Below are 25,648 nucleotides of genomic sequence, written 5' to 3' on the forward strand. Positions count from 1 at the left end.
CCCCCGTCAGAGCCGCGGCCGGATGGCCGCGGCGATGCGGGGGCGGAGGTCGGTGGCGGGGATGACGGCATCGACCGAGCCCACTGCCACGGCGCGCTGGATGCTGTGGATGGTGTCGAATTCGGTGGCCAGGGCCGAGAGGTGCTCGGCGCGGACCTGGGTGCGCAAGTCGGCCAGTTCGGTGGCGAGTTCGGCACGCTTTTCTGGGGTGTCGGTGACGGCGATGCGGTCCTCGAGGGTGCGGATGCGGGAGTCGGCGGCGGTACGGGAGCCGACCGTGCGGGCGAAGACCACCGCGGCAGCGGGGGCGCCGCCGATCACGGAGGCATAGGAACCCTCGACGGCCAGGACGGTCATGGCCGGGTTGAGCGCCTTGGAGAAGACGACGAAGGCGCCGCCGTGGTAGCGGGAGATGACGGTGAAGACGATGGGGCCGTCGAAATTTACTATGGCCCGGCCTATCTCGGCGCCGTATTCGAGTTGGATGCGGCGCATGGACTCGGGGGAACCGTCGAAGCCGGAGAGGTTGGCCAGGACCACCAGGGGGCGGTTACCGCTGGCGGCATTGATGGCGCGGGCGACCTTTTTCGAGGAGAGCGGGAAAAGGTTTCCGCCGGTGAAGGATTCGGGGCCGTCGGCAGGCGGGAAGCCGTGGCGGGGCACGGGGCGGGATTCGATGCCGACGAGGCAGACGGGGTGGCCGTCTATGCGGGCGTCGGCGACCACGGCGGTTTCGGCTTCGGCCATATCGGCCCAGCGTTCCAGGAGCGGGTGGTCCTGGTCGGAGACGGCGCGCAGGACGGCGCGGATCGCGAAGGGCTTCTTGCAATCCGGGTTCTCGACCGGGGAGAAGATGGCGCCGACGGTGGTGAACTCGCTGTCGGGGTGGGCGTGCGGGTAGACGGTGACGTCGCGGTCGATCGGGTCGGCGGTGGGGGCGCGGCGCGGCCCGGATTCCCCGGCGGCTACGTAGGTGTGAGCGTAGTGCTCCATCAGGATGTCCTGGGCGGCAGCCAGATTCGGCGCGAAGTACTGGGCCTGGCCATTGGGTCCCATGACGCGGGCGTAGCCGCCGATGCCGAAGTTGTCCTCGGCGGAGACGCCGCCGGAGAAATCGAGGGACTGCTTGCCGGTGAGCACCATGGCCGAGGCGGGTGTCATGACCAGAATGCCCTTGGTGTGCATGAGCATGGTGGCCTCGGCGTTCCAATACGGTTGCGCGCCCACATTGATGCCCGCCACCACGATATTGATCTCGCCGCCGTCCTGGGTGAAGCGCACGATGCGCCGCAGCGCCCGCGCGACCCAGTCCATGTTCTCGGTCCCGGAGTCCATGGCAATGCGCGCGCCCGCCGAGAGGGCGAACCATTCGACCGGAATCCCTTGCTGTTCAGCGAGATCCAGTGCGGCCACGATGCGGGCGCATTCGGGTTCGGACACCGCGCCGAGCGCGGCGAGCGGGTCGCCGAGCAGCACGATCCGCCGGATGCCCGCCGGATGCAGCGCGGTGGGCGTGCACACCGCGCCGACCACGATCCCGGCCCGATTGAGCCCGCGCGGCCGATCCACCTCGCGCAGTTCGCCCTCGTGCAGATCGAGCTCGGTGAACGCGCCGTCGGGCCCGGTCAGCAGGTCGATCAGCTCATAGGGGTACACCGCGCCGCGACGACGGGTGCGCAGGACCTTGCGGTGGTAGTCGTCCAGCGGCGGCAGCGGCTGTTCCGGCGGCGCGCCGACGGTCACCTCGGTGCCGCCGTCGCGGGCATGGCGCAGCCGCGCCATACGCAGTTCGCTGGAACCGTCGGCGCGGCGCACGTGGCCGTGCACCACGATCTCACCGATGCCCGCGCGCACGATATGCGGTGCGGCCGTGCGCAACCACTGCGCCAGCGAGTCGGCATCGGCCTCGACGACGGGGCGCACATCGAGCCAGATCGAATTGGGTTCCAGCCCGATCCCCGCCGGGTCCAGTTCGCGGCGCGCCCGCGCGATCATCTCGGCGCAGCGTTCCAGCATGGTCTCCGCGGCGGGCACCGCGACGATCGCCCCGGTCTCGTCGCGCACCGGCTCGAAGCGCCGCACCTGCGCCAGCGCGACCAGGCGCTGATCGGACGCGTTCTGCTTGGCCTCGACGCGATACAGCATGGCGTCGGCGGGCGCGGGCAGCCGGTGCAGGTGGAATTCCCGCAACCGCCACAGGTGCAGCCGCCGCGCGATGAGCGGGTGCACGCCGCGAATCACGCTGTCCTCCAACAGCTCTCCGGAGCGGCGGCGGAAGGTGTAGTGCTCCACCGGCCCGTCCTCGGCCGGGGGCACCGCCACGGTGATGCGCCGCGCCTGCTGCGCGATCGCGGTGTGCCGCAGGGCCGTCAGCAGCTCCTCGGCCCGCTCCGGCACCGAGGCGGGACCGTCGGGCCAGGCCAGCAGCAGATCGACCACCGGCACATGATCGGCCGGGGACGCGGCCAGAATGGCGTTCACCCCGGCCACCAGTGAGCTGTCCTCGCCCTGGCGCAGATCGTCCACCCGCCCGATACCGGCGACGCACACGGTCGGCACCGTGTGGTGCGGCCGCAGTTCGAGCTGATAGTCGCAGGTCGCGAAGACCCGCCCGCCAACCGCCAGGGTGCGCACCGAACCGAGCTGCTGCTCGCCGTAGCGGCGGCGGCACAGCACCTCCAGCAGCGGCTGATCGGGCACGAAACCCTGCTGCCGCAAACGCGCCAGCACGATCCCGTCGAGGGTTTCCGGCACCTCGGCCAGTGCGGCCAGCCGGTCCGCGCGCTCCCGGGAAGCGGGCAGGCCGCCCAGCGCCCGCAATTCGTCGGCGGCCGCCGCCAGCAGGGCGGTGCGCGCGGCCTCGGCCTCCGGGTGCAGGTACCAGCGGGAGACGACGCTGCGCGCCAGATCCGCGCCAAGCGGCGCCCGCCCGCCCAGCACGGTGATCAGCCGTTCGAGGGTGGCGCGTACGCCGTCGCCCGCCGGGAGGGGATCACCGAGCCACACCTTCAGCAGTTCCTGCACGGTGTGCAGATGGGTGTCGAAGTGCTTGGTGGCCAGCACGATCCGGTAGACGGCCTGCTCGAGTTCGGGCGTGCGGGTGAATCCGTCGACGCTGTAGCGGTGCAGCGCGCCGGTCAGCGCCTGCCGGAAACCGGCCGACAGCGCGCCGCGGTTCAGATCCAGGCTCTGCAGGTAGATGTGCAGCTGTTCGCGCCGACTGCGGTGCGACCCGCCCTCGGGCCGGATATCGCACAGTTCGGCGATATCGCAGAAGGCTTCGAGGATCTCCGCCTCGGCGGCGTGCCGGTCACCGAGCTCGGCGACCGACCCGGCGCGATCCCGCAGGTACTGCGTCAATGCCGCGGCCGGAACCGTCGAGCGATCGAAACCCAGTACGGTCCAGGTGATCTCGTTCAATGCCGCCCCCTCGCGGCCGGTCACCGCCGGTTCGCCGAGTTCCGGCAGCAACAGATCGACGGGCTCGGCCGATACGGTCTCCCCCGCCTCACCCAGCGGTTCCAGCTGGGCCAGCAGGGTTCCGGTGGCGACCTGACTGCCCACCGAGACCAGCAGCGACCGCACGCGGGCGTCGAAGGGCGCGGGGACGACGGTCTCCATCTTCATGCTCTCCAGCACCAATACCGGTGCGCCCGCCGCGATTTCGGATCCCGCCGCGACGGGCGTAGCCACCACCAGCGCCGGGGCCGGTGCGCGCACCGCGCCGCCCTCGTCGCGGCTGACCCGGTGCGTGACGCCGTCCACCTCCACCACCTGCACGATGCCGTGCGTGGCGGTGACGATCCGATAGGTGTGCTCCCCCACCGCCAACCGGCTCGAATACCGGTCGCGGCGCAGGAAATCCGCCTCGAAGCGCGCATCCCCGTCGATGCCGATGCGGAACCGGGTGGGCCCGACCCGCTCCGCGGTCACGCGATGACCGCGCCCGGCCAGCTTCACCTCGACCGCGCGCACCGGCTCGTCCAGCAGTTGCGGCCGCCCGCCGCGTCCGTTCTCCCACAATCGGATTCGGCGCGCGGCCTCGTCGTCCTCGTAACTGGCGATGGCGGCCGCGGCCAGCGCGATCCCGGTGTGGTGCGGCGCCATGAGCTCGCCCGCCGCCCGCGCCCGGTCGACCCAGGCGGTATCCGCGGTCGCGTCCACCACCTCGGGTGCGTCCAGCAGCGACATGAACAGGCTCTTATTGGTCGCGCCGCCCTCGATGACGACGGTGGTCTCGGCCACCGCGCGCCGCAGCCGCGCCAGCGCCTCGCTGCGATCCCGGCCGTAGGCAATGATCTTCGCGATCATGGAGTCGAAATCCGGTGGGATCTCATCGCCCTCGACGATCCCGGTATCGATGCGAATGCCAGGTCCGGCGGGCCAGCGCAGCAATTCGATCCGCCCCGGCGCGGGCGCGAAGTCGCGGTCGGGATCCTCGGCATTGAGCCGCGCCTCCACCGCGTGCCCGCGCTCGATCGGCCGCTCGCCGGTCAGCGCCAGCCCCGCCGCCACCTCCAATTGCGCCTTGACCAGGTCGATTCCTCAGGTCACCTCGGTGACGGGATGTTCGACCTGCAAGCGGGTGTTGACCTCGAGGAAGGCGAACAGCCGCTCCTGCGGCTGGTACAGGAACTCCACGGTCGCCGCCCCGCAGTAGCCGACCTTGGCGACGAGGCGTTCGGCCGATTCCTTCAACTGCGCGATCTGATCACTGTCCAGCAGCGGCGACGCCGATTCCTCGATGATCTTCTGATTGCGCCGCTGCACGGTGCAGTCGCGCACGCCCAGCGCCCAGGCCCCGCCGTGCGCGTCCGCGATCACCTGCACCTCGATATGGCGGGCCCCGGTGACCAGGCGCTCCAGGAATACCGTCGGATTGCCGAATGCCCGCGCCGCCTCCTCCCCGGTGCGCGCGTAGGCCTCGCGCAACTCCTCGGGCGTGGTCACGATGCGAATGCCGCGCCCGCCGCCACCCGCGGTCGCCTTGAGCATGAGCGGATAACCCACCTGCGCGGCCACGTCCAAGGCCCGCTCCAGGGTTTCCACCGGTCCGCGACTCCACGCCGCCACCGGCACCTGCGCCGCCTCGGCCAGCAGTTTCGCGCCGATCTTGTCGCCGAGCGCCCGCATGGCCGTGGCGCTCGGCCCGATGAAGGTCACCCCGAGGCGTTCGCACAGTTCCGCGAACGCGGGCTCCTCGGCCACGAATCCCCAACCGGGCCAGGCGGCTTCGGCCGCGGTCGCCGTCAGCGCGCCTTCCAGCACCGCCAGATCGAGATACGGCCGTGCGGAAGCCGTTCCGAGGCAATAACTCTCGTCGGCCTCCCGCACGAATCCGGCGTGCCGCTCCCCCTCGGTGTAAAAGGCAATGGTCCGCAACGGTTCCCGATCCCGATGCTCGGCATTGAACTCGCGTACCGCATGAATCAGCCGTCGCGCGGCTTCACCGCGATTGACAATAGCGATACGCGTGAACATGGAGACTCCTCCAAAGAGCGGGATTTCGTCGAGTTCGACAGAAAGAGATCCGACCGGCGACGCCGCCGCGGCAACCGAGAAATATCATTCCCGCGATCAGCCCGCCAACCCCTACCCGCTCGGTAAACCCCTAGCCGGACCCTGTTGCGCCCCGATATCCAAGCGTGACCAGCAACGAGAGGAAATCCCGAAGCCGTTGTGAGAATTTTCAATTCACCGCGGATCGTCACTCCCGTGCCGAGAACTCCCGCGCCGCGATGTCCAGGGTGAGATTGCGCGGTTTGAGGGTCGGGAACTCCTCGATATCGAGTGGTGCGACGGGTGCGCCGAGTTCGTAGCCGTGCACGAGATGCGCGACGGTGAGGACGGCCTCGTGCAGGGCCAGGGCGCGGCCGATACAGGCCCGCGCGCCGGTGCCGAAGGGCTTGTAGGTGATCGGGGCCGGGCCGCCCGCGAACCGATCCGGATCGAAGGCGCCGGGCCGCTCCCACACGGCCGGATCACGATGGATGGCGAGCAGATTCAGATACACCCAGCCGTCCGGTGTCACGCGATGCGCGCCGATACGCGTCACGCCGCGGGGGCTGCGGATGAAGGCCGGGGCCACCGGATGCAGGCGCAGGGTTTCGTCGATGACGGCACGCAGATAGCGCAACTGCACGACATCCTCGTAGTCGAGCCGCGCCGGTTCCTTCCCCAGGGCCGCGATCTCGGCCCGCGCCCGCTCCGCGACCTCCGGATGGCGCGCGAGTTCGTAGAGCGCGAATGCCACCGTCCCGGCGGTCGTCTCGTGCCCCGCGATGAGCAGCACCAGCGCCTGATCGACGATCTGCCTCCGGGTGAGCCCGGCATCGGAGGCGGTGAGCGCCCGCAGAATCGGGCCCGGCGCGCCCGTGGCGTCGGCAATGCGCTCGACATGCGCGCGCAGCGCACCCGCTTGCGGCGGAACCGGATTGATCCCGAGCATGGCGTCCAGGAACGGAATGACCTTGCCCCGGTTGGTGGCTCGAATGAGCGCGAACATCCCGTCGATGAACTCCCGGCGCTGCGCGCGGGTCAGCTCGGCCCCGAATCCCGCCCGGGTAATGATGTCGTAGGCCAGATCCTGGGTGCGGTCGGTGACATTCACCGGTTGCCCCGCCCCCGCCCATCGCCGCAGGTGCGCGGGGATGACGGGATTCATGGCCGCGTGATACTCGCGCATGGCGGCGCGGCCGAAGGCCGGTTGCAGCACGCCGTGCGCGAGCTGCCACTGCGGATCCTCGGTGGCCGTGAACAACAGGCCCGTGGGGGCCAGCGGCGCCAGGCGCCGGAAGGCCGGGCCATTGACCTTGGTGTAGGCGGCATCGTCGAGAATCGGCTCGGCCAGCGCGGCCGAATTCACCACCAGCATGCGGGGATAGCGCAGCACCCGCACCTCGAACACCTCCCCCAGGCCCGCGGCGGCATGTTCGGCAATGCTCTGCGCGGGCGTAGTGGCGGAGAGGGAGAGCGCGTCGCCTACGAGCGGGACGCGCCAGGGTGGATGAGGGACGGTCGGCATGTCGACCACTCCTTAGCGAGCGCGGACAGGATTCGGGTTTCGGTCTGCAGGTCTTCGCCGCCGGGCAGATCGAGGCCGGGCGCGGCCGAGTCCGGTGGCGCACCGGCCAGTTTCGCCGCGGCGGCGGCCGCGAGCAGCGGCGCGGTCGCGCCCGGACCACCGTGCCGCGTGCCGGAGGGTACGTACGGCGACAGCGCGAGCACGGCGTCGTTGATCTCGATCACCATGCGGTGCAGGCGATAGGTGGCGTCGGCGTGGTCCGGGCGGGGCTGCACCACCTCGGGACAGACCCGGGTGAGGTCCGCCCACAACGGCGTCAGGTCGGTAATGGCCCGCGCGGTCGGATCACCGCGCACCGCGTCGACGGCGCGCAGCGCCAGAGGAATGGCGGCCAGCGGCGTGAAGGCGATGATGTCGACCACGAAGGCCATGCGGTCGGTGTGCGCGGCATATTCGGTGAACCCGTTGACCCGCCCGGTCGCGAGGATCAGCGAGGTGGTCAGCCCGAAGCTGAGACTGCCGATGAGCCCGGTGAAGATGGCCAGGAACAAGCCGTAGAACAGCCGCGCCCCGAGCGGTGGCCGTGCGCGCAGCTCCTGAATGCAGGCGGCGACGATGAGTACCGCGCACGCGTACGGGAACACCACGAAGAACACCGTCATGGGCGCGGCCTGCCAGCCCGGGTACTGCAGCACGATCCCGCCCCCGTCGACCACGACATCGCCCAGGATCAGATAGCCCAGCCCCAGCAGCACCGCCGCGGTGTAGACCGGCAGCGGCGCCGGTGGATTGCGCTGGCGGGTATGCGAAATCATGAGATACGCCGCCGCCATGACAACGATCATCAGGGCATTGGCGAGCTGGTACTGCCGCGCGGGGCTGAGCAGTGGATGCAGGGGCCCGAGCCGATGCTGGGCCGATTCGATGAGCAGCAGCCAGGCGATGGTCGAACCCACCAGCGCCACATTGATCTGCCGGTTGGCGAAGGTGTCGGCGCACCAACGCAATCGCAGCGCGGTCACCGTCGCGGTCAGGGCCCACAGCGGCCAGGCGAACGCCTCCGGCAGCGACGAGTGCGGCGGCAGCATCAGCGCCGCCCGAAGCTGTTGCGCAACGGCGCGAACGGCCGCCGCCGGGTGGCGGGCATGATGAGATTGGCGAAACTCTCCGCCTCGATCTCCTTACCGGTGTCGAAAGCGCCGCGCGCCAGCATATTCCCCATGCGGGCCACGGAGTCCGGCCCGACGAAACCGCCGAGGTATTCGCCCAGCGCCTCGTGGATGCGCTCGCCCTCGTGCCCCAGCAGCAGATGGCCGATCTCGTGCAGCACCGTGTGCTCGACCATGTACCGCGAGGACCGCTCCTCGTAGACGATGAGGGTCATATCGTCGCTGTCGGCGAGCAGGCCGCAGGGGAATCCGGCGACCCGCAGGCCCGGGAGTCCGGTCAGCACAATGGGTTTGCCGCGGTGCGCGGCCAGCTCGTCGACGAACCGCGTGAGATTCCACGGTTCGGGGATGGCGAGTTCGGCGACCAGGACCGCGACGGGATCAGGGCTTGCCATGCGAACCGCCCGGTGCCGTGGCGCGCGCGGCCCGGATGGTCTCGATGAGCAATTCCACGGTGTCGGTATTGAGATTGCCGCCGCGGAAGTGCACCGCGCCGAGCTTGATGCCGAGCGTGCGCGCGGTTTCGAGAATGCCGAGCTTCTGATCGAGGACCCGCATCTCCTCCGCCTCGGGATCGAGCAGATAGCGGGGGTCCATATCGAAGTGCACGGCGATCGCGCACAATAGTTCCCGGTGCGGATCACCGCTCCCGGACCGGACCGCCGCGATCTCGGCGGCGGCGACAGCGCGCCCGAGTATCCGGCTCGCCGCATCCGCGATCTCCGCGTTCTGCTCGGTGTCGTCATCGGAGCGTCCGAGGAACCCGCACAGCCGGTTGACTCGATCCGCAACGACATTCATTCCGAGCCATCTCCTGCATCCCGGCGCGCCCGCGCGAGCCTGCCGGTGAATCTACCTGCCAATGCGTCCGGAATGTCGGGTGCACGGCCGATCAGCCAGCGCCGGTACAGCTTGCCCTCGTAATCCGGATCGTCCTCGGACACCGGACCGCTCAGCAGTTCGCCGAACGCCTGCTCCAGCAAGGGCGGCGATGCGGCGTCCGGATGCCAGTTCCGTTCCAGCAGGTCGGTCAGGTACAGGCCGAGCAGGCAGCCGAGGCCCGCATTGAGCCGATCCAACGCGGCGCGCAGGCAGGGCTCGTCGACCCGCTCCCCGGTCAGGGCCTCGTTGACCTCGATCTGAGTGTTGAACAGCTCCAAGGCCAATCCGGCCGGGACCGCCACCACCGCGGTGCCCGGATCCAGCGGGGGTTGCGCGAGCCGGGCGCGCGGCTTCTCGCCGCGCCAGTACGCCCGCGCGGCGCTGCCGTCCTGCCAGGACAATGCCTGGTCCAGGCGGCGGAAGGTGACCGGTTTGGGCGCGGGGCCCAGGGTCGCGGCCTCCACCCGCACCAGCGTGCGCCGCGTCGGCCCGCCTGCCGCGATCACGTCGTCGAAACTGACATTGAGCTCCCGCCGCCGCTCCCGCACACACGCCGCGAGGAACGTGGCGTACTCCGGTTGCATGTGCACCAATTTTCCCCTGCGCCCCGAAGGATTCGACCTCCAGCAGGCTACTCCCCTCGCGCAACGGCTTTTTCACGTTTTCTACCGATTTTTCTTGCCGCGCGGCAGGGCCTGGCCTAGGCTCAGGCCCATGAGCCGGGGCGGCGCACCGATCTGGTTGAGGAGGGGAGAGCTCGGCGCGCTACCCCGGCTTGTTCCGTGCGTTCCGGCTCGTCACCACGCCATATTGGCGTAGCTCACCAGCGTGTCCTGGCTCTCCTGCGAGAGCTTCAAGGTGCCGCCGACGTTCTTCCAGGTCAACGGGATCGGGAAGGAGTACGAGCCGAGGCGGCTGTTCAAGGTGGCGGACAGGACATCCCCGTCCACGGTGACCGGACCCGAGACATCCCAGCTGTACCCGGGAATGCGGTTGATGGTCTGACCGACCACGGCAATGGAGGCGGCATCGCCGGACTCGAGCTCGGCGGCGGAGCCATTGAGCGCGGCCTGCAGCTTGCCCTGCAGTTCACCCGGGCTCGGCGCGGCCGGTGCGGCGACGGCGGCGGGGGCGTTGACCACGACGACGGCGGCAACCGGGGACAGCAGAGCGGCGGTCGCCAGGGAGGCCGCGACGAGTGAACGAATCATGGGGTGAAACTCCTCTTATGTAGGTAAGCCTAAGCATATTGCACGAGGTCCGCGGCCGGTCAACCTAGGTGCACGCTCGGCCACTGCCGGATATCGCGCCGCAACTGCCGATCGCGGGTGGCCACCACCACCGCCGCCGCGGTCGCCCGCACAGCCTCGGTGAGCTCGTCCACCAAGGCGATGGACAGATGGTTGGTCGGCTCGTCCAGCAACAGCAGATGCGGGCGCGCGGCCAGCGCGCACGCCAGATCCAACCGGCGCTGCTGCCCCATGGACAGCTCGCCCAGGCGTTTGCCCGCATCCTCCCGCGAGAGCAGCCCGAGCTCGGGCAGTTTCACCACCTCGTTCTCGGCGAGCACGCCCGCCGAAACCAGACCGGAAGTGAACGCGGAGTACGCATCTCGCGCCCGGCGCTGCGGCTGTCGCGCGGATTCCTGCCGCAACAACCGAATTCGCGCCCGGCGCGCCCGGCGCACGTGCCCGGTCGTGGGTTCCAGTGTCCCGGTGAGCACATCGAGCAGCGTCGACTTGCCCGCGCCATTGGCGCCGGTGATCACCAACCGGTCACCGGAGTCCACGGCCAGCGCCACCGGCTCGCGCAAACGCTGCGCCACCGTCGCTTCCTCGACGCGGACCAGGGTCACCCCGGGCCGGGAAGGCGAGATCGATAATGGTCTCGGCCACATCGGACAGCAGCGCCCGGTCATGGCTCACCAGCACGACGCCACCGGCGAATCCGCTCCTGCGTCGCCAGCGTGCCGACCCGGTGCACCGCACCGGCATCGGGGGCGAGTGGACGCGGCCCGTATCCGTGGCCGACCATGGGCGCATGCTCAGTACGTACGAAGCCGATCTGTTCGAGAGCGCCCGGGGCCGCCTGGAGGCGATCGCCTACCGGTTGCTGGGGTCGGCGAGCGATGCCGAGGACGCGGTGCAGGACACGTACCTGCGGTGGCATGCGGCGGACCGGGAGCTCATCGAGACGCCCGAGGCATGGCTGACCAAGGTGCTCACCAATCTCTGCCTCAACCAGCTCACCTCGGCGCGGGCCCGGCGCGAAACCTATGTGGGGCAATGGCTTCCGGAGCCACTGCTGACCGGTGACCGAATGCTCGGACCCGCCGACACCATGGAGCAGCGGGAGTCGGTGTCCATGGCCGTGCTCACCGTCATGGAGCGGCTCTCGCCCAATGAGCGGGCGGTGTACGTGCTGCGCGAGGCATTCGGATACTCGCATCGCGAGGTGGCGGAGATCCTCGATCTCACCGAGGCGAACTGCCAGCAGATCTACCGGCGCGCCAAACAGCATGTCGGCGCCGAGCGCGCCCGCACGACCATCGACGCGGAGGCCGCGCGCAAGATCGTCGAGGAGTTTCTGGCCGCGGCCCTCAGCGGCGATACCCAGCCCCTGGTCCGGCTGCTCACCGACAACGCGGTCAGCATCGCCGACGGCGGCGGCAAGGTGCATGCCCGCAGGACCCCGGTCCTGGGCGTCGCCCGGGTCGCCCGCTACCTGCACAACCTGTTCCATCCGAATACCGCCAAACAGGCACTGATCGAGGGCGTCCCGAGCCTGTACGCCGTCGAGGTCAATGGCGGGCCCGCCGTGCTGCTCGAGCTCGACGGTCAGGTGTACGGCGTCTTCTGCATCCAGGCGACGGCCGACGGCATCGCGGCTCTCCATATCCAGGTCAACCCGGACAAGCTGGCTCACATCAACCGCCAGTGGGCGGCCGCCGGGCCCCAGCACCCCTACCACGCGGGGTGGTGACCCACCTCACAGCCCGGTCCTGTCAGGGTTCGCGCACCTATCCGGTTCAGGAGGTGAGTCCAACCCGATAGGAGCAAGCCATGAAGCACCGCATCGTCGTCCTCGGAGCCGGGTACGCCGGAGCCGTCACCGCGGGCCGCCTCGCCAAGCGGCTGCACCGCGACGACGTCGAGATCACCCTCGTGAACGCCGATCCCGACTTCGTGGAGCGGGTGCGCATGCATCAGCTCGCGAGCGGACAGGATCTGCCGCAGCGGCCGTTGCGTGAGATCTACGCGGGCACCGGCGTGCAGGTCCGGATCGCCCGGGTCGCCGCGGTGGACGCGGAGGGCAAGACCGTCGATCTCACGGGCGAGAACGGCGCCGAGACCCTGGGCTACGACTCCCTCGTGTACGCCCTCGGCAGCACCATCGCCGATTTCGGCGTCCCCGGTGTCGTCGAGTACGCCCACAATGTCGCGAGCAAGGCCGCCGCGATGCGGGTGCGCGCTCGGCTGGGCGAGCTGGCCGCGGGCGCGCGGGTGCTGATCGTGGGCGGCGGTCTGACCGGCCTCGAGGTGTCCGCGGAGATCGCCGAGGCGCGCCCGGATCTCGACGTCGCGATCGCCGCCCGCGGCGGTATCGGCGACTGGCTGGACGAGAAGGCCCAGCGCTACCTGCGCGCGGCCTTCGACCGATTCGGCATCACCGTTCACGAACGGACCGACATCACCCGCGTCGAAGCGAACGGGGCGGTCACCGGGGACGGCGTGATTCCGGCCGATTTGACCGTCTGGACAGCGGGTTTCGCGGTGCACCCGATCGCGGCCGCCACCACGCTGGAGGTGACCGGAGCCGGGCAGATCGTCGTCGACGCCACGCTGCGCTCGGTCTCGCACCCGGATGTGTACGCCGTCGGCGATGCCGCCGCCGTCATCGGGGTGGGCGGTAAGCCGCTCCGGATGGGCTGCGCCACGGCGATGCCCATGGCCTGGCAGGGCGCCGATGCGCTCGCCGCGCGCCTGACCGGCCGCAAGGTTCCCGATGCCCCGATCGGCTACGCCAAGCAGTGCATCAGCCTCGGTCGCCGCGATGCCGTCATCCAGCATGTGACCCCCGAGGATCAGCCCACGGACAAGGTGACCACGGGCCGCATGGGTGCGCGCATCAAGGAAGTCATCTGCGCGTCGACGGTCTGGGCCGTCAAGCACCCGACCTTCATGCTGCCGAGCCGCCGTCGCCGCATCGTGACGGCGAACCCGGCGAATGTCACCGTGTGAGAGGCGATGGGGCCGCAGTCATTCGGCGGCGGAGAGCTCGCTCTCCCATTCGTTCGGATGACCGTGCACCGTCGGGTCGTAGAGCACCACGAACCGGAATCGCTGCGGCGCGGATAGTGGGAACGGCCCGACCGCCAGCTCCTCGGAGGTGTAGCGGTCATCGCTCATGGTGCGCACCCAGGTGGGCGTCCCGCCTTGCCGGTCGATCCATTTCTGGAAGACCGACCGGGACGGCTTGGCCGCCATGATCACCGACATGAGCGGAAGCTCGTCGAGTTCGCCGGTGGTCGAAACAAACCGCAAGCCATCGCTCATAGCCGTGATCCCCTCATCCGTCTGCTACACCGTCGCCCCTCACCTCACCAAGGCGGTCGGCGAAGGTCAATCCCCGGCGACCGGTTGGTCGAGTACAGCCGCATTGACGACGCGGGTGAGCGCGGCCAGATCTGCCCGAATGGCCCGGAACAGGGTGAATGCGAGTGCGAAGGCCGCTACCGAACCGGCGCACAACCACACCACCGATCCGGCGATCGAATGCAGATCGATCGGATCCAGGAATACCAATCCGACCCCGATGGTCACCAAAGGCACCCAGGCCGCCATGGCCAGCACGCGTTCACAGCGCCGCGCCAACCGGCGCAGCTGCTCGGCATCGGCGGCGGTCCTGGTCCCGTACAGCAGCAGTGCGGGGTAGTACCAGCGCACGACATGAAAGGTGATCAGGAAGAACGGGGCGGTCGCCGCGATCACACCGGTCATGAAATGGGATCCGACCAGATTAACGAACACCCCGACCGGCGGATCGGCCATGACCAGAATCGCGCTCCCGAGCAGGGCGAGCGCAATCTCCCAGCCCGCCACCATGATCCACCCGATGCGCCGCCCGCAGGCCAGGGTGTCGGCCCGCGCGCGGGCCAGGGTCGCCGCGTCGTACCGTCTGCCCTTCCGTATACCCCACGGCACAGTGAGCACATACCGGCAGGCGACGAGAATCGCTGCGCCGCAACCGAGGTGGAGCGCGATGGCGACGATCGCCGACGTCGTCCAGTACGCGGGTTTCCCCTCCGCCGGAATGTGCACGTTCAGCAGGGTCACATTGTGGCCGAGCAGATACAGCACGGCGCACAGCTGCGCGGCGATCACGGCGAATGTGGCGACGGGGATCGGCCGCAGATCCAGCCGCGCCCGCCAGCTATGACTGGGCGGGTCGACCAGATCCCGGGCGCGCGCGTCCAGGCACACCTCCAGCTGCTGGGCGAGTTCGGCGCCGGAGGCCCAGCGTCCGCCCGGATCCGGTGCGAGACAGGTCAAAAGCACCCGGCGCAGCGTCGCCGGGCAGTCCGCCGGGAGATCGGCCAGCCGTTCCGGCCCGACGCCGTGGCGGCGCACCGTCAGCATGCGATCCACCGATGCGGCCGAGATGCCCGCGTTCGCTTCGTCGTCGAAGGGCCTGCGCCCGGTCAGCAGCTCCCACAACAGGACTCCGAGCGCGTACAGGTCGCTGCGCTCGTCGAGATCCTCGGCCCGCTCCGGCAGATACGGATGGCAGGCCGCCAGCTGTTCGGGTGACATGTAGGCCAGCGACCCGCCGAAATACGCGGCCGGTCCAGTGCCGGGGACGTGATCGCTGAACCCGATATTGAAATCGGCCAGCTTGGGGATCCCCTCGGCGGTCAGCAAGACATTGGCGGGCTTGATATCCCGGTGCAGGACGCCGTGCCGGGCCGCGTGCTCGAGCGCCTCGGCGAGGCGGCGTCCGAGCCAGGCGACGGTCTCCGGCCACGACAGCGCCGCGATCCGATCGCGGGTGCCCGACTCGCCCGGGCGCACGCCCCGCTCGCCCAGGTGCTCGTCCACACTGCCGATCAGGGTCCGGCCGCTGCGCTGCTCCGGCGGGGTCGCGGCCACCCGATGCGACAGATCCCGCAGGGTTCCCCCGGGCACGTACTCCATGTACATGAGCTTCAGGTCGCGATTGGCGAGCAGGCGCTGGTCGAAGACCCGCACGATGAACTGCTGGTCCAGTTGCGCCAGCAACTGCGGTTCGCGGCCGTGATTGTAGGAGATCTTCAGCGCGACAAGGCGTTCCATGGAACGCTGCCGGGCCAGGTAGACCCGGCCGAAGGCGCCGCTGCCGAGTCCGAGCAAGAGGTCTAAGTCGTCGATGCGGTCACCGACGTCGATGGCCGCGAGCTCGTGGTGAGCCCGCGGCGGGACGATGAGGGTGCTGCGATAGCTGTCCGCGACGTCCTCGGCGTCGCCCGATACCCGGGTCGGGTCGGTGGCGGCGCCGTAGGCCCGGACGCAGTGGAACTCCTCGTAGAGCAGGTCCGGCGGCAGCGGTTCGGCGACGAGTTCCGGGAAGTCCGCGAGATATCCGGCAAGGCGTTTGGGCGCCGCGCCGCGCCGCCATCGATAGTGCAGGTCCACCTTGATCAGTTCGATCAGGCAGATCCGCCGGAGATCGGGCGAAATCGGAAGATAGGCGGCGAGATCCGGTGGTGCGTCCGCCTTTTCCCATGCCTCGGCGAAGCGGGTGACCGCGGTGGTGAGATCTTGGTCCATTGGTTCGTGCGGTCCTTCTCCGATCCCTCCGGAAAATGATAACCCCGTGAGAACCCGATGTTCCCCGTGCTCGTATGACTTCGAGTGGTGGACAATTGCGAGCTGTATTACCACGACAATCGGGGAATGCGGTGCAGACTGGCGCTTTCCGAACAGGAGCCGCTGATTGTCATCGGGCGCGCCGACGCCACGGATATCGCGCTGAATTGGGACCAGTCGGTGTCCGCGGTGCACGCAGTCATTCGGTGTATCGGTGGTTATTGGACGGTCGAGGACAATCGTTTGTCTCGCAACGGAACTTTCGTGAACGGTAAACGGCTGTGCGGGCAGCACCGGCTCCACGACGACGACCGGATCACTATCGGCGCGATCTCGTTCGTCTTCCGGCAGCGCGGCGAGACCTGGCTGTCCGATACCGTGCAACCGGGCGGCAATCGGCCCGAGTTCGCGGTCACCCGCGCGCAGGCGCGGATCCTGGCGGCGCTGACCCGGCCGTTCCGCGACGGCCGCCCCGATCCGGTGCCCGCCTCCAACCGGCAGATCGCGATCGAGCTCGCTGTCCGAATCGACGGTCAAGACCCATCTGTGCGATCTGTTCACCCGCTTCGGCATCACCGGAGCTCCCGACCATCGGAAGCGATTCCTGCTGGCCGAACACGCGCTCCAGTCGGATCTGGTCACCCCGGACGACCCGCCGCCCTGAGCACGGCGCGCCCCCGCTCCGCATCGTGCGATGGGTTGATTGTTCTCACCCCTCGAGGGTGCGTGCGCAACGCACCCGGCCGATGCCCCGGTCACCCCGAATCCCGACCATTGAGGAATGACCACAAAGCTTCGCCGATCCTCGATTTGGATCGCCGCCGCCGTGCTGGCCGGTGCGGGCATTCTCGGCACCGGCACCGAGGCACAGGCAGCTCCGGGCAACTGCCGCTACGAATCGGTGCGCAAGACCGACGCGACCGTCACGGTCTTCGGAACGCGCGCCTGGTGCTCGCGTAACGACGGCGCCACCCATTACTACACCCGAATTACGTGCAATCTCTGGGGGCAGGCATCGAATTCCACCGCCGCCTTCGGCAACCACGTCCGCGTGGGCGAAGGCACGTACTCGACCGCATTCTGTGGCTTCGGGGCGACAGTGGGCGATTACACGGTGTGGAGTTATCAATGGTGAACGAGGGGGAACCGGTCGAACCGCTATGCTGGCGAAATCGACACACCGCGGAATTTCCGGGATGTCGCCGTTGGTGTACGCACCGGCGGCGAGAGGGGTGCGTGGCTTTCCTTCGGGGGCTGCCTGATAGCGGTGTTCATGCAGATGGTGGACGGGACCATCGTGACAACGGCGCTGCCGCGGATCACGGCGGATCTGGGGGCGTCGGCGCGGGCGCAGCTGCTGATGGTCTCGGGCTATGCGCTGGCCTTCGCGTGTACCTTGCTCACGGCGGCGCGGCTCGGGGAGCTGCTGGGTCGGCGGAGGCTGTTCCTCGGCTCGGTGGCCGCCTTCACAGCGGCCTCGGTGTGGTGCGGAATATCGACCAGCGCAACCGAACTCGTCGCAGCCCGGGTGGTACAGGGCGGTGCGGCGGGCGGGATGGCGGCCCAGACCATCGAGATAGTCACGGCGACCTTCCCGCGTGAGCGGCATGCGCACGCCTTCGCCGTGTACGGGGCGGTGGCCGGGTTCGCGGGCATGCTGGGGCCGATTCTGGGCGGGGCGCTGCTGACGGCCGATCCGTTCGGACTGGGCTGGCATTCGATCTTCCTCATCAATCTGCCGCTCGGGCTGCTCACCTTCGGGCTGGCGCTGCGCTATCTGCGTGCGGGCAGGCCAGCACGGCACGAACGGCTCGATCTCCCCGGGGCGGCGCTGTCGGCCGCCTGCCTGTTCACCCTGCTGTACGCGCTCACCGATATTCAGCAGAACGGCTGGCGGCCGGGACCATTGGCGATGATCGCGGCGGCGGGAGTGATGGCGGCGGTCTTCCTCGCACAGCAGCGGCGAGCGGCGCGGCGGGGTGCGCCGCTGCTGCGGCTGGATCTGTTCGCCGATCGCGGCTTCGCGCTCGGATCCGTCTTGATCACGGTGTTCTTCGGGCTGTTCACCGCCTTCGTCTTCGCCATCTCGATCACCTTGCAGGAGGTGCTGCGGTTCTCGCCCTGGCGCACGGGCCTGTTGATGACGCCGTTCGCCATCGGCGCCTGCGCGGGTGCGCTGGCCTCACCGATGCTGGTGCGGCGCTGGGGAATACGGGTGCTGGCGGCGGGCATCGCACTGTTCGGCGGATGGGTGGCCATCGGGGCCGGATACCTGCATCTGACAGACGGTTCGATCTCCGTCCCCTTGGTGCTCGGGCCGGTGGTGCTGGCCGGGCTCGGCGTCGGATTGTTCTCCGTGCCACTGCAACCGGTCATGCTGTTGGGCCTGGAGCATCGGCAGCTGGACGCGGCCTCGGGTGTGGTGCCGACCATCGAGCAGATCGGCAATGGACTGGGGCTGGCATTGCTGAGCGCGGTGTTCTTCCGGGCGCACACGCTCTCCGGCAGCGTCACCATGTTCGCGGCCATCGCGGTGGTGGCCCTCGGCGCCGGAGCGCTGACCCTCGCCATGCCCGAACCGGCACACCGGGATTGACGCGCTACACCCCGAGCGCGGCGGCGAACAATGGCCAGGAGTCGTGCAGATCGTCCTGCCAATACGGCCATGCGTGCGTGGCCGCGCGGTGCACCACGGTGGCCGGAATGCCCAGTGCGGCCAGCCGATCGGTGAGCGCCGCGGTGCAGCTCAGTACGGCCGCTTCCATGACGCCGCCCACCAGCAGGCGATCGGCCAGCCTTCCGGCATCACCGGCGATGGAGGGATCGCCGAGCGTATCGTGCACGCCGGGCGCGCCATTGCCCGCCGAAATGTAGAGCGCCGCACCGCGTAACCGCTCGGCATTGACCACCGGATCGTGGGCGACCCAGGCCGGATCGTCGGCCGCACCCCACATATTGGCAGCGTTCCCGCCGAACAGGCTCAGCTGCGACTGCACATACACGCGGGCCACCGGATCGCTGGTGCGCGGGCAACCGCTGAAAGCGCCCACCGCCTGGTAGTGCCCGGGGGCCTCGATGGCCAGATTCAGCGCCGAGGTCGCCGACATCGATGTTCCCGCACGGTCGGGGCGGCATAGAGCCAGCGCACCGTCACCGGCATGCCGGTGGCCGTCGCGAGTTCGGCCGAAAGCGCCACGCCCAGTAGCGAATTTCCGCCCAGTTCGAAGAAGTCGTCGTCGCGGCCGACGCGCGGGGCTCCGGTGATGGCCGCGAACTGCGCGGCGACCAGGGTTTCCACGCCGGATTCGGGTGCGCTGTAGGGCCGCTCCCCCGACGGCGGGTCGGGCAGGGCGGCGCGGTCGATCTTGCCGTGCGCGGTGACCGGGAGCCGGTCCAGTTCGACCAGTTGCGCGGGTACCAGTGCGGCGGGCAGCAATTCGCGCAGGCGGCGAATGAGGTCGGGGTGGTCGAGCGGACTGCCGGGTGCGGCGACGACGTAGCCGATCAGGCGAAGACCGCGCGGCCCGTCGTGGGCGGTCACGACGGCGTGCGCGATCTCGGGCAGCGTGGTCAGCGCGGCGGCCACTTCGGCGGGTTCCGCGCGGCGGCCGCGCACCGTCAGCTGATCGTCGGCGCGGGCGAGGAATTCGAGTGCGCCGCTGCCGGTCCTGCGCACGAGATCGCCGGTGCGGTAGACCCGTTGGCCGGTGCCCGCCGGATCGGCGAGGAAGCGTTCGGCGGTCGCGACGGGCCGCCCGCGATAGCCCGCCGCCACGCCGGGCCCGCCCAGATACAGTTCGCCCTGCCCGCAGGGCGGCGCGGGGCGGAGCCGATCGTCGAGGATCAGCGCCCGCACGCCGGGCAGCGGCGGTCCGATGGGAACCGGGCCGCCGGGCGTCAGGGCGTCGGATTGCGTTGCCATGACCGTGGTTTCGGTGGGGCAGTAGCCATTGAACAGCCGCAGGGACGGAGTCCAGCGGGCGATCAGGTCGGCGGGGCAGGCTTCGCCGCCCACCACCGCGACGCGCAGCGCGGGCACGCGTGCCGGGGTCAGCGTGGCCAGGACGGCCGGGGTGGTGAGGAAGTGGGTGATGGCGGCCTCGTTCAGCAGTGCGGCCAGATCCGCTCCGGCGATCACGGCGGGCGGTTCGACGATCAGCCGCGCGCCGCCCGCGAAGGCGGCCAGCAGTTCCAGCAGATGTGCGTCGAAGGACGGCGCGTGTGCGTGCAGGACCCGCGAATTCCGGTCCACGCCATAGTGTTCGACTATGTAGTCGGTGAGCGGGCCGAGTCCGCGGTGGGTGACGACGACGCCTTTCGGCGCGCCGGTGGTGCCCGAGGTGTAGATCAGGTAGGCCGGATGGTCGGGGTGCAGGGGCCGGGTGCGCTCGGTGTCGTCGATCGGGGCCGCGGAGCGCCGCCGCACCCGGTCCAGGGTGTCCGGGTCGTCCAGCATCAGCCAGCCCGGTTCCGGGGGCAGCGCGGCGCGGACGGCGGCGGTCGTCAGACCCCATCGCGCCCCGGAATCCGCGGCGACGGCGGCGGATCGCCGCGCCGGATCGCCGGTGTCGATCGGCGCGAAGGCGGCTCCGGTCTTCGCGACCGCCCACACGGCCAGGACCGATTCCGCCGAACGCGGCACCGCCACCAGAACGTATGCCCCGGGCCCGGCTCCGGCCGCGATCAGCTCGCGCGCCCACCGCGACGACAGCTCGTCCAGCTCCCGGTAGGTCCAGATCCGGGAACCGTCCTGCACCGCAACCGCATCGAGGACCCGATCGCCGCCGGAATCGCCGAGCACGGCGGAACGCAAGAGATCCGGCAGCAGTCGGGCGGAGTCCACCACAGCCGGAATCGATACCACGCCAGCTGAATCCAGCGACCGCACCGCCCGCTGCGGGTCGGCGAGGAAGCGGTCGAGGTACTCCAGGAAGCGCCGGTGATGCACCGCCAGATCCTGCGCCGAGTACAGCTCCGGGTTGGCCTGGATGTCGATGGTGATCGAATCCTCGTCCGGCCCGAGCTGATAGCCGTTGATCATCAGGTCTTCCACCGGCCCCAGCGACAGCAGCCTGATCCGCGCCGTATTGGATCCCATGCGCAGCGGCTCGACGGCCCCGAGCATATTCACGACCGGCCCGAAACCGCCTCGCGCGGTGTGGTTCACGCCGCGATCACGCTGAATGTCCTCGTAGCGGTAGCGCTGATGCCGCAGCGCGCCGATCAACCGCGCCCGCACCCGCTCGACCGCCTCCCCCACGGTGATCTCACGAAAGCCGCTCAGCCGCAGGGGAACCACATTCGACACCGACACGGCCGAACGCCGCAGGGCGGCGCTGGGCCGCGCCGCCACGGGCAGGGACAGCACGATCTCGTCCGCACCGGTCATGGCCGCCAGATAGCAGGCGAAGGCCGCGATGGTCAGTTCCGGAAACGTGTGCCCCGACCGTTGCCGCCACTCCGCCAGTCGCGCGGCGGTTGTCGTGGGCACGGTGGCGGCCAGCCGATGCGGCGGGCGCGGCCGCGATGCCGGGCGTCCGGCCAGGCACGCCGGTTCGCCCATTCCCGCCACCTGCTCCGACCAGTAGTCCCCATCCGTGCGCGCCCGCGCCGATTCGGAGTACGCGCACTCCTCCGCCAGCAGTCCGGCAATCCCGAGCGGGCTCGGCGGTTCCTTGACGTTCGCGGAATCCATGGTGGCGGAATACAACTCGAAGGTGCGCTGCAGGACCGACGCCGCACCCAGGCCGTCCAGCACGATGTGATGGCTGCGCAGGTAGAGCAGGTGCACACCGTCGTCGACCCGGAACAGCCTGGCGACGGTGAGACGGTCGGTGAGCAGATCCAGGGCCGACGCGTGGTCGTGCTCCATCCAGACCAGGGCGGCCGCCTCCGGGTCCGGATGGTCGGTGAGATCCTCGTAATCCATCGGGGCGAAGGCGTCGGGGTCCAGGACCTGCCGGGGATAGCCGCCGTCGAGCCGGAACCGCACATGCGGCGACTGCAACTCCCACGCGGCCTTGCCCGCGCACTCGCGCAGCGCCTCGACCTCGAACGGCCCGCGCAACTCCAGATACAGGGCGACCGTATTCGGCACCTCCGGATACAGCTGCTGGGCCACCCACCAGCGCAATTGCGCCGCCGACAGGGGAAGCCCCGCATCATCCGGCAGCGCCGCCGCTCGCGACGCCCGCAGCTCCCCATCGGCTCGCGCCAACGCGTCTCCTCACGCCCCGAGCAGCAATGATCGAACCGTTCACGGAAAACCTACGGCACAGGTCCGGATCGATCCCGGAGGAACATGCGCTCGCGCCGACATTTGTATCGTGGCAGGCGGAGCGCCCGCCCCCCGGCGGCCCGTTCCGCCGTCCGTGACCGCGCATACTCCGGGAGTTCCGCATGCCTATCCTGATCACCAGCGCCCTTCTGCTCGATATGGACGGGACCCTCGTCAATTCCGATGCCGTGGTGGAGCGCGTCTGGCGGGAGTGGTCGCTGAAGCACGGCCTGGATCCGGAGCACACACTGGCGGTGACCCACGGCAGGCAGGGCTACGCGACCATGGCCGAAATGCTCCCCGACCGCCCGATGGACGAGAACTACGCCGAGAACGCCGAACTGCTCGCCGTGGAGACCACCGATGTCGACGGCGTGGTACCGGTAGCAGGAGCCCCCGCCTTCATGCGGGCCATCGCACAACTGCCGCACGCCCTGGTCACCTCGGCCGACGAGGGCCTGGCCCAGGCCCGCATGGGTGCGGCGGGCCTGACAATGCCGGAGGTCCGGGTAACCGCCGAACAGGTCGGCGCCAGCAAACCAGCCCCCGAGGGATTCCTGAAGGGCGCCGCCGAACTGGGCTTCGCCCCCCGGGGATTGCGTGGCGTTCGAGGATTCCCCGGCGGGCGTGGCGGCCGCCCGCGCGGCCGGGATGCGCGTCATCGGCGTCGGCCCGCGCGCGGCCGACCTCGAGCCGGATGTGCACGTCGCGGATCTCACCGAGGTACGGGTGGAAGCGACCGCCGACGGCAGGATCGCACTGCATATCGGCTGAGCGCGCCCGAGCCCGGCGGTCAGGAGGGCAGGTCAGTTTCGCAGCAGCAGGGTGATGCCCGCGGCGATCACGGCCACCGCGATGGCCGCCAGGCCGTAGCCGATGCGGTGCTGACGCAGCCGGGGCAGATGGTGGTCGACGGCAATGCGACCCGGCCCGGTCAGGGCCAGCGTGGCGGCGGCCAGGGCGAGGCCGCCGAAAGTCTCACTCAGACCGGCGATCACCGCCATGACGTCGCCCGCGGGGTACCCGCTCGCGGTGAAGAACTTGCCGGTACCGGAGATGCCGCCGCCGCCGAACCAGCCGAACAGCTTCTGGACGCCGTGCGCAGCCAGGGTCAGGCCGATGGCCAGCCGCAGCACCAGAAGTCCTGCGTCGTAACCGAGTTGGCCGGAGGTCTCGGCCGACTGCCGGGCGGGGGTCAGGGTGGTCGTGGTCATGGGAACTCCTCGTACGGATCGATGGGTCAGCCGAGCTGGATGGAGCGTTTGGCCAGACCGCGCCAGAAGCCGTCGATGACGGCGCGTGGCGCGGCCGGGCCGGATTCGCCCGCGCCGAGCGCGACGAAGAGCGGGGCGAAGTGTTCGGTGCACGGATGCGCCAGATGCGCTGCGGGAGCCTTGTTCTCGAAGTCGAGCAGGGCGTCGATATCGCCGTCGGCCAGCGCCTCGCGGCCCCACTCGTCGAATTCGCTCATGACCGGATGGACCGAGCCGTGGCCGGTGAGCGCCCGCAGATTGTGGGTGAAGAATCCGCTGCCCGCGATCAGCACGCCCTCCTCGCGCAGCGGTGCGAGCTTGCGGCCGAGCTCCAGCAGCGCGCGCGGATCCAGGGTGGGCAGCGACATCTGCAGGACGGGCACGTCGGCGTCCGGGTACATCTCCACCAGCGGCACATAGGCCCCGTGGTCCAAACCCCGCTCGGGCACGTCCTGTACGGTGGTTCCCGGTCCCCGCAACAGCTTTCGCATCTGATCCGCCAGCTCCGGCGCACCCGGCGCCGGATAGCGCACGTCGTAGTAGTGCTGCGGGAATCCCCAGAAGTCGTACACCAGCGGCACCGTGCGAGTGGCCCCGAGCGCCACCGGCGCATCCTCCCAGTGCGCCGAAATCATCAGCACCGCCGTGGGTTTCGGCAATGCCGCCGACCAGTCCGCCAGCTGCCCCGGCCAGATCGGGTCATCGGCCAGCGGTGGCGCGCCGTGCGACAGGTACAGCACCGGCATCCGCTGCGCGTTCTCCGCCATCACCACAACTCCTCTTGTTCAAATTTGAACCAGGAGCCTCAGCGTACGCGATTATTCAAATTCGAACAATGTGGATAAGCTGAGAAAATGCCCGAACCCCAGTGGCTCGATGCCGAGGAGATGCGTGCTTGGAAGGCCCTGCTGTCCGGCTGGGGGCTGCTCGAGCGGGAGATCGAGCGGCAGCTCAAACGCGATGCCGGACTCTCGCACGCCCAGTACGAGGTGCTGGTCCGGCTGGCCGCGGCGCCCGGCGGCAGCCTGCGCATGACCGAGCTCGCCGACTCCCTGATCAACTCCAAGAGCCGGTTGAGCTACCAGATCGATCAGCTCGAGAAGGCCGGGCTCGTGCGCCGCGAATCCCATCCCACCGACAGCCGCGGCATTACCGCCGTGCTCACCGAGGCCGGACGCCACAAGCTCGAGGATGCCGCGCCCGGCCATGTCACGCTGGTGCGTGATCTGCTCATCGACGTCCTCACGCCGGGGCAGCTGACCGCGCTGGCCGACGGGCTCGGTGAGGTCGCCCGCCGGATCCGGGACGATGCGGAGTAAGGCGGCGGGCCCTACCCGTTGATGCTCACCGTTTTCAGCTCGGGACGCTTGGGGTCGAGGCCGTCGCCGGAGGAGCGGCCGGTGAGGCGGCGGTGGATCCACGGCACCAGGAATTCCTTGGCCCAGTGCAGGTCCTGCTGGCGCGCGGCCTGCCAGGGCATGGGTTCCTCGGCGGGCCAGGGGGCGCGCCAGTCCTCGTCCACCGGTGCGCCGAGCACCTCGCAGACGCGCAGGGCGAGGCGGCGGTGCCCCTCGGCGGACAGGTGCAGCCGGTCCCAACTCCAGGCGCGGTGATCGCGCAGCGGCTTCAAACCCCACAGATCGACCACGGGACAGTCGAATTCGTCGGCGATGACCCGCAGGTTCATGTTGTAGGTGGCGACCTTGCCGCGCAGATGGCGCATGACGGGCTGCGATCCGGGATCCCAGCCGGTGAACACGACCACGGTCGCGCCGGTGCCGCGCAATTCGGCCACGGCAACGCGGAAGATATCGGCGAGTTCGTCGGGATTGCCGCCCGGGCGCAGCAGATCGTTGCCGCCCGCGCAGAACGTCACCAGATCCGGTCGCAGTTCGACCGCGCGGGCCAGTTGATCGTCGACGATCTGGCGAATCAGCTTGCCGCGCACCGCGAGATTCGCATAGCGCACCTCGCCGACCTGCCCGGCCAGGTGTTCGGCCACCCGATCCGCCCAGCCGCGGTAGCGCCCGTTCGGCGTCTGCCCGCTGTCCGGGTACGGATCGTCCATGCCTTCGGTGAAGCTGTCGCCGAGAGCGACGAAGGACAGAATGTCATTCGGTAGTTCGATGGCGGGCATGGTGTTCGATCTTGCCAACCAACCGTCTGGTTACGCGACCGTCGGTTGCCCGAATGCACCG

The 25,648-nt window shown here is 69.5% G+C and carries 22 protein-coding genes and 2 pseudogenes; 8 read left to right on the top strand and 16 right to left on the bottom strand.

Translation table 11 applies throughout. The annotated features are described in order from the left end of the window. Positions 1–6: 6 nt before the first annotated feature. From NC4_RS19125 to NC4_RS19160, 9 genes are all read right to left on the bottom strand, one after another. Positions 7–4,515, bottom strand: coding sequence for a carboxyl transferase domain-containing protein (locus NC4_RS19125; protein WP_439957535.1), 4,509 nt, complete (start codon positions 4,513–4,515; stop codon positions 7–9). A gap of 30 nt (positions 4,516–4,545) precedes the next feature. After that, positions 4,546–5,481: an ATP-binding protein gene (locus NC4_RS45145; RefSeq protein WP_439957536.1), complete on the bottom strand. Its 936-nt coding sequence runs from the start codon at positions 5,479–5,481 to the stop codon at positions 4,546–4,548. 226 nt (positions 5,482–5,707) lie between these two features. After that, the gene (locus NC4_RS19130; protein ID WP_157554886.1) at positions 5,708–7,024 is read right to left on the bottom strand and encodes a cytochrome P450; all 1,317 of its coding nucleotides are present in this window, start codon (positions 7,022–7,024) and stop codon (positions 5,708–5,710) included. Then, positions 6,982–8,112: an MAB_1171c family putative transporter gene (locus NC4_RS19135; protein ID WP_067540173.1), complete on the bottom strand. Its 1,131-nt coding sequence runs from the start codon at positions 8,110–8,112 to the stop codon at positions 6,982–6,984. Before NC4_RS19135 ends, NC4_RS19130 begins: the two co-directional genes overlap by 43 nt. Beyond that, positions 8,112–8,588, bottom strand: a complete 477-nt coding sequence (locus NC4_RS19140) for an ImmA/IrrE family metallo-endopeptidase (RefSeq protein ID WP_067540176.1) — start codon at positions 8,586–8,588, stop codon at positions 8,112–8,114. Before NC4_RS19140 ends, NC4_RS19135 begins: the two co-directional genes overlap by 1 nt. Continuing rightward, complete coding sequence (locus NC4_RS19145; RefSeq protein WP_067540179.1) at positions 8,575–8,994, bottom strand: hypothetical protein; 420 nt, start codon at positions 8,992–8,994, stop codon at positions 8,575–8,577. The genes NC4_RS19140 and NC4_RS19145 overlap by 14 nt, the downstream gene beginning before the upstream one ends. Beyond that, positions 8,991–9,665, bottom strand: coding sequence for a hypothetical protein (locus tag NC4_RS19150; protein ID WP_218021222.1), 675 nt, complete (start codon positions 9,663–9,665; stop codon positions 8,991–8,993). Before NC4_RS19150 ends, NC4_RS19145 begins: the two co-directional genes overlap by 4 nt. Positions 9,666–9,872: 207 nt before the next feature. Then, positions 9,873–10,286, bottom strand: a complete 414-nt coding sequence (locus tag NC4_RS19155) for an MTB12 C-terminal domain-containing protein (protein ID WP_067540184.1) — start codon at positions 10,284–10,286, stop codon at positions 9,873–9,875. 59 nt (positions 10,287–10,345) lie between these two features. After that, a complete protein-coding gene (locus NC4_RS19160) occupies positions 10,346–10,930 on the bottom strand; it encodes an ATP-binding cassette domain-containing protein (protein ID WP_067540187.1) in 585 nt (194 codons plus the stop codon). A 185-nt stretch (positions 10,931–11,115) separates the two neighbouring features. On the opposite strand from NC4_RS19160, the gene NC4_RS19165 reads away from it, so the two are divergent. Next, positions 11,116–12,057, top strand: a complete 942-nt coding sequence (locus NC4_RS19165) for an RNA polymerase sigma-70 factor (RefSeq protein WP_067540990.1) — start codon at positions 11,116–11,118, stop codon at positions 12,055–12,057. A gap of 80 nt (positions 12,058–12,137) precedes the next feature. After that, positions 12,138–13,316 carry an NAD(P)/FAD-dependent oxidoreductase gene (locus NC4_RS19170; protein ID WP_067540190.1) on the top strand — a complete coding sequence of 393 codons (1,179 nt, stop codon included), beginning with the start codon at positions 12,138–12,140 and terminating at the stop codon, positions 13,314–13,316. An 18-nt stretch (positions 13,317–13,334) separates the two neighbouring features. On the opposite strand, the gene NC4_RS19175 is transcribed toward NC4_RS19170, so the two are convergent. Continuing rightward, positions 13,335–13,631, bottom strand: coding sequence for a hypothetical protein (locus tag NC4_RS19175; protein ID WP_067540193.1), 297 nt, complete (start codon positions 13,629–13,631; stop codon positions 13,335–13,337). A gap of 66 nt (positions 13,632–13,697) precedes the next feature. Then, positions 13,698–15,881: a serine/threonine-protein kinase gene (locus NC4_RS19180; protein WP_067540195.1), complete on the bottom strand. Its 2,184-nt coding sequence runs from the start codon at positions 15,879–15,881 to the stop codon at positions 13,698–13,700. 126 nt (positions 15,882–16,007) lie between these two features. On the opposite strand from NC4_RS19180, the pseudogene NC4_RS44720 reads away from it, so the two are divergent. From NC4_RS44720 to NC4_RS19190, 3 genes and pseudogenes are all read left to right on the top strand, one after another. Continuing rightward, positions 16,008–16,259, top strand: a pseudogene (locus tag NC4_RS44720) (FHA domain-containing protein); the annotation flags it as partial. A gap of 442 nt (positions 16,260–16,701) precedes the next feature. Further along, positions 16,702–17,055, top strand: a complete 354-nt coding sequence (locus tag NC4_RS42835) for a hypothetical protein (protein ID WP_067540198.1) — start codon at positions 16,702–16,704, stop codon at positions 17,053–17,055. 132 nt (positions 17,056–17,187) lie between these two features. Next, positions 17,188–18,516, top strand: coding sequence for an MFS transporter (locus NC4_RS19190; RefSeq protein ID WP_281186324.1), 1,329 nt, complete (start codon positions 17,188–17,190; stop codon positions 18,514–18,516). A 4-nt stretch (positions 18,517–18,520) separates the two neighbouring features. On the opposite strand, the gene NC4_RS19195 is transcribed toward NC4_RS19190, so the two are convergent. After that, positions 18,521–19,027: an alpha/beta hydrolase gene (locus tag NC4_RS19195; RefSeq protein WP_067540204.1), complete on the bottom strand. Its 507-nt coding sequence runs from the start codon at positions 19,025–19,027 to the stop codon at positions 18,521–18,523. Further along, complete coding sequence (locus NC4_RS19200) at positions 19,006–22,137, bottom strand: non-ribosomal peptide synthetase (RefSeq protein ID WP_067540207.1); 3,132 nt, start codon at positions 22,135–22,137, stop codon at positions 19,006–19,008. The genes NC4_RS19195 and NC4_RS19200 overlap by 22 nt, the downstream gene beginning before the upstream one ends. A gap of 218 nt (positions 22,138–22,355) precedes the next feature. Here NC4_RS19200 and NC4_RS42840 point away from each other — a divergent pair. Then, positions 22,356–22,727: pseudogene (locus tag NC4_RS42840) on the top strand (HAD family hydrolase); the annotation flags it as partial. A 70-nt stretch (positions 22,728–22,797) separates the two neighbouring features. Then, positions 22,798–22,971, top strand: a complete 174-nt coding sequence (locus NC4_RS42845; protein WP_245721790.1) for a hypothetical protein — start codon at positions 22,798–22,800, stop codon at positions 22,969–22,971. A gap of 32 nt (positions 22,972–23,003) precedes the next feature. On the opposite strand, the gene NC4_RS19210 is transcribed toward NC4_RS42845, so the two are convergent. Further along, the gene (locus tag NC4_RS19210; protein ID WP_067540210.1) at positions 23,004–23,411 is read right to left on the bottom strand and encodes a DoxX family protein; all 408 of its coding nucleotides are present in this window, start codon (positions 23,409–23,411) and stop codon (positions 23,004–23,006) included. A 26-nt stretch (positions 23,412–23,437) separates the two neighbouring features. After that, positions 23,438–24,217, bottom strand: a complete 780-nt coding sequence (locus tag NC4_RS19215) for a dioxygenase family protein (RefSeq protein ID WP_067540992.1) — start codon at positions 24,215–24,217, stop codon at positions 23,438–23,440. An 87-nt stretch (positions 24,218–24,304) separates the two neighbouring features. On the opposite strand from NC4_RS19215, the gene NC4_RS19220 reads away from it, so the two are divergent. Beyond that, a complete protein-coding gene (locus NC4_RS19220; RefSeq protein ID WP_067540213.1) occupies positions 24,305–24,769 on the top strand; it encodes a MarR family winged helix-turn-helix transcriptional regulator in 465 nt (154 codons plus the stop codon). An 11-nt stretch (positions 24,770–24,780) separates the two neighbouring features. On the opposite strand, the gene NC4_RS19225 is transcribed toward NC4_RS19220, so the two are convergent. Beyond that, complete coding sequence (locus NC4_RS19225; RefSeq protein WP_067540216.1) at positions 24,781–25,587, bottom strand: SGNH/GDSL hydrolase family protein; 807 nt, start codon at positions 25,585–25,587, stop codon at positions 24,781–24,783. Between the last annotated feature and the right edge of the window lie 61 nt (positions 25,588–25,648).

The organism is Nocardia crassostreae (assembly GCF_001613405.1).
GTDB classification, from domain to species: domain Bacteria; phylum Actinomycetota; class Actinomycetes; order Mycobacteriales; family Mycobacteriaceae; genus Nocardia; species Nocardia crassostreae.

Excerpts from the sequence above, each read along its gene's own strand:
- NC4_RS19215 (WP_067540992.1), bottom strand. The coding sequence starts at position 24,217 with ATGGCGGAGAACGCGCAGCGGATGCCGGTGCTGTACCTGTCGCACGGC.
- NC4_RS19145 (WP_067540179.1), bottom strand. The coding sequence starts at position 8,994 with ATGAATGTCGTTGCGGATCGAGTCAACCGGCTGTGCGGGTTCCTCGGA.
- NC4_RS19130 (WP_157554886.1), bottom strand. The coding sequence starts at position 7,024 with ATGCCGACCGTCCCTCATCCACCCTGGCGCGTCCCGCTCGTAGGCGAC.
- NC4_RS19170 (WP_067540190.1), top strand. The coding sequence starts at position 12,138 with ATGAAGCACCGCATCGTCGTCCTCGGAGCCGGGTACGCCGGAGCCGTC.
- NC4_RS19225 (WP_067540216.1), bottom strand. The coding sequence starts at position 25,587 with ATGCCCGCCATCGAACTACCGAATGACATTCTGTCCTTCGTCGCTCTC.
- NC4_RS19140 (WP_067540176.1), bottom strand. The coding sequence starts at position 8,588 with ATGGCAAGCCCTGATCCCGTCGCGGTCCTGGTCGCCGAACTCGCCATC.
- NC4_RS19135 (WP_067540173.1), bottom strand. The coding sequence starts at position 8,112 with ATGCTGCCGCCGCACTCGTCGCTGCCGGAGGCGTTCGCCTGGCCGCTG.
- NC4_RS45145 (WP_439957536.1), bottom strand. The coding sequence starts at position 5,481 with ATGTTCACGCGTATCGCTATTGTCAATCGCGGTGAAGCCGCGCGACGG.
- NC4_RS19165 (WP_067540990.1), top strand. The coding sequence starts at position 11,116 with ATGCTCAGTACGTACGAAGCCGATCTGTTCGAGAGCGCCCGGGGCCGC.
- NC4_RS19175 (WP_067540193.1), bottom strand. The coding sequence starts at position 13,631 with ATGAGCGATGGCTTGCGGTTTGTTTCGACCACCGGCGAACTCGACGAG.
- NC4_RS19180 (WP_067540195.1), bottom strand. The coding sequence starts at position 15,881 with ATGGACCAAGATCTCACCACCGCGGTCACCCGCTTCGCCGAGGCATGG.
- NC4_RS19195 (WP_067540204.1), bottom strand. The coding sequence starts at position 19,027 with ATGTCGGCGACCTCGGCGCTGAATCTGGCCATCGAGGCCCCCGGGCAC.
- NC4_RS42835 (WP_067540198.1), top strand. The coding sequence starts at position 16,702 with ATGACCACAAAGCTTCGCCGATCCTCGATTTGGATCGCCGCCGCCGTG.
- NC4_RS19155 (WP_067540184.1), bottom strand. The coding sequence starts at position 10,286 with ATGATTCGTTCACTCGTCGCGGCCTCCCTGGCGACCGCCGCTCTGCTG.
- NC4_RS19210 (WP_067540210.1), bottom strand. The coding sequence starts at position 23,411 with ATGACCACGACCACCCTGACCCCCGCCCGGCAGTCGGCCGAGACCTCC.
- NC4_RS19220 (WP_067540213.1), top strand. The coding sequence starts at position 24,305 with ATGCCCGAACCCCAGTGGCTCGATGCCGAGGAGATGCGTGCTTGGAAG.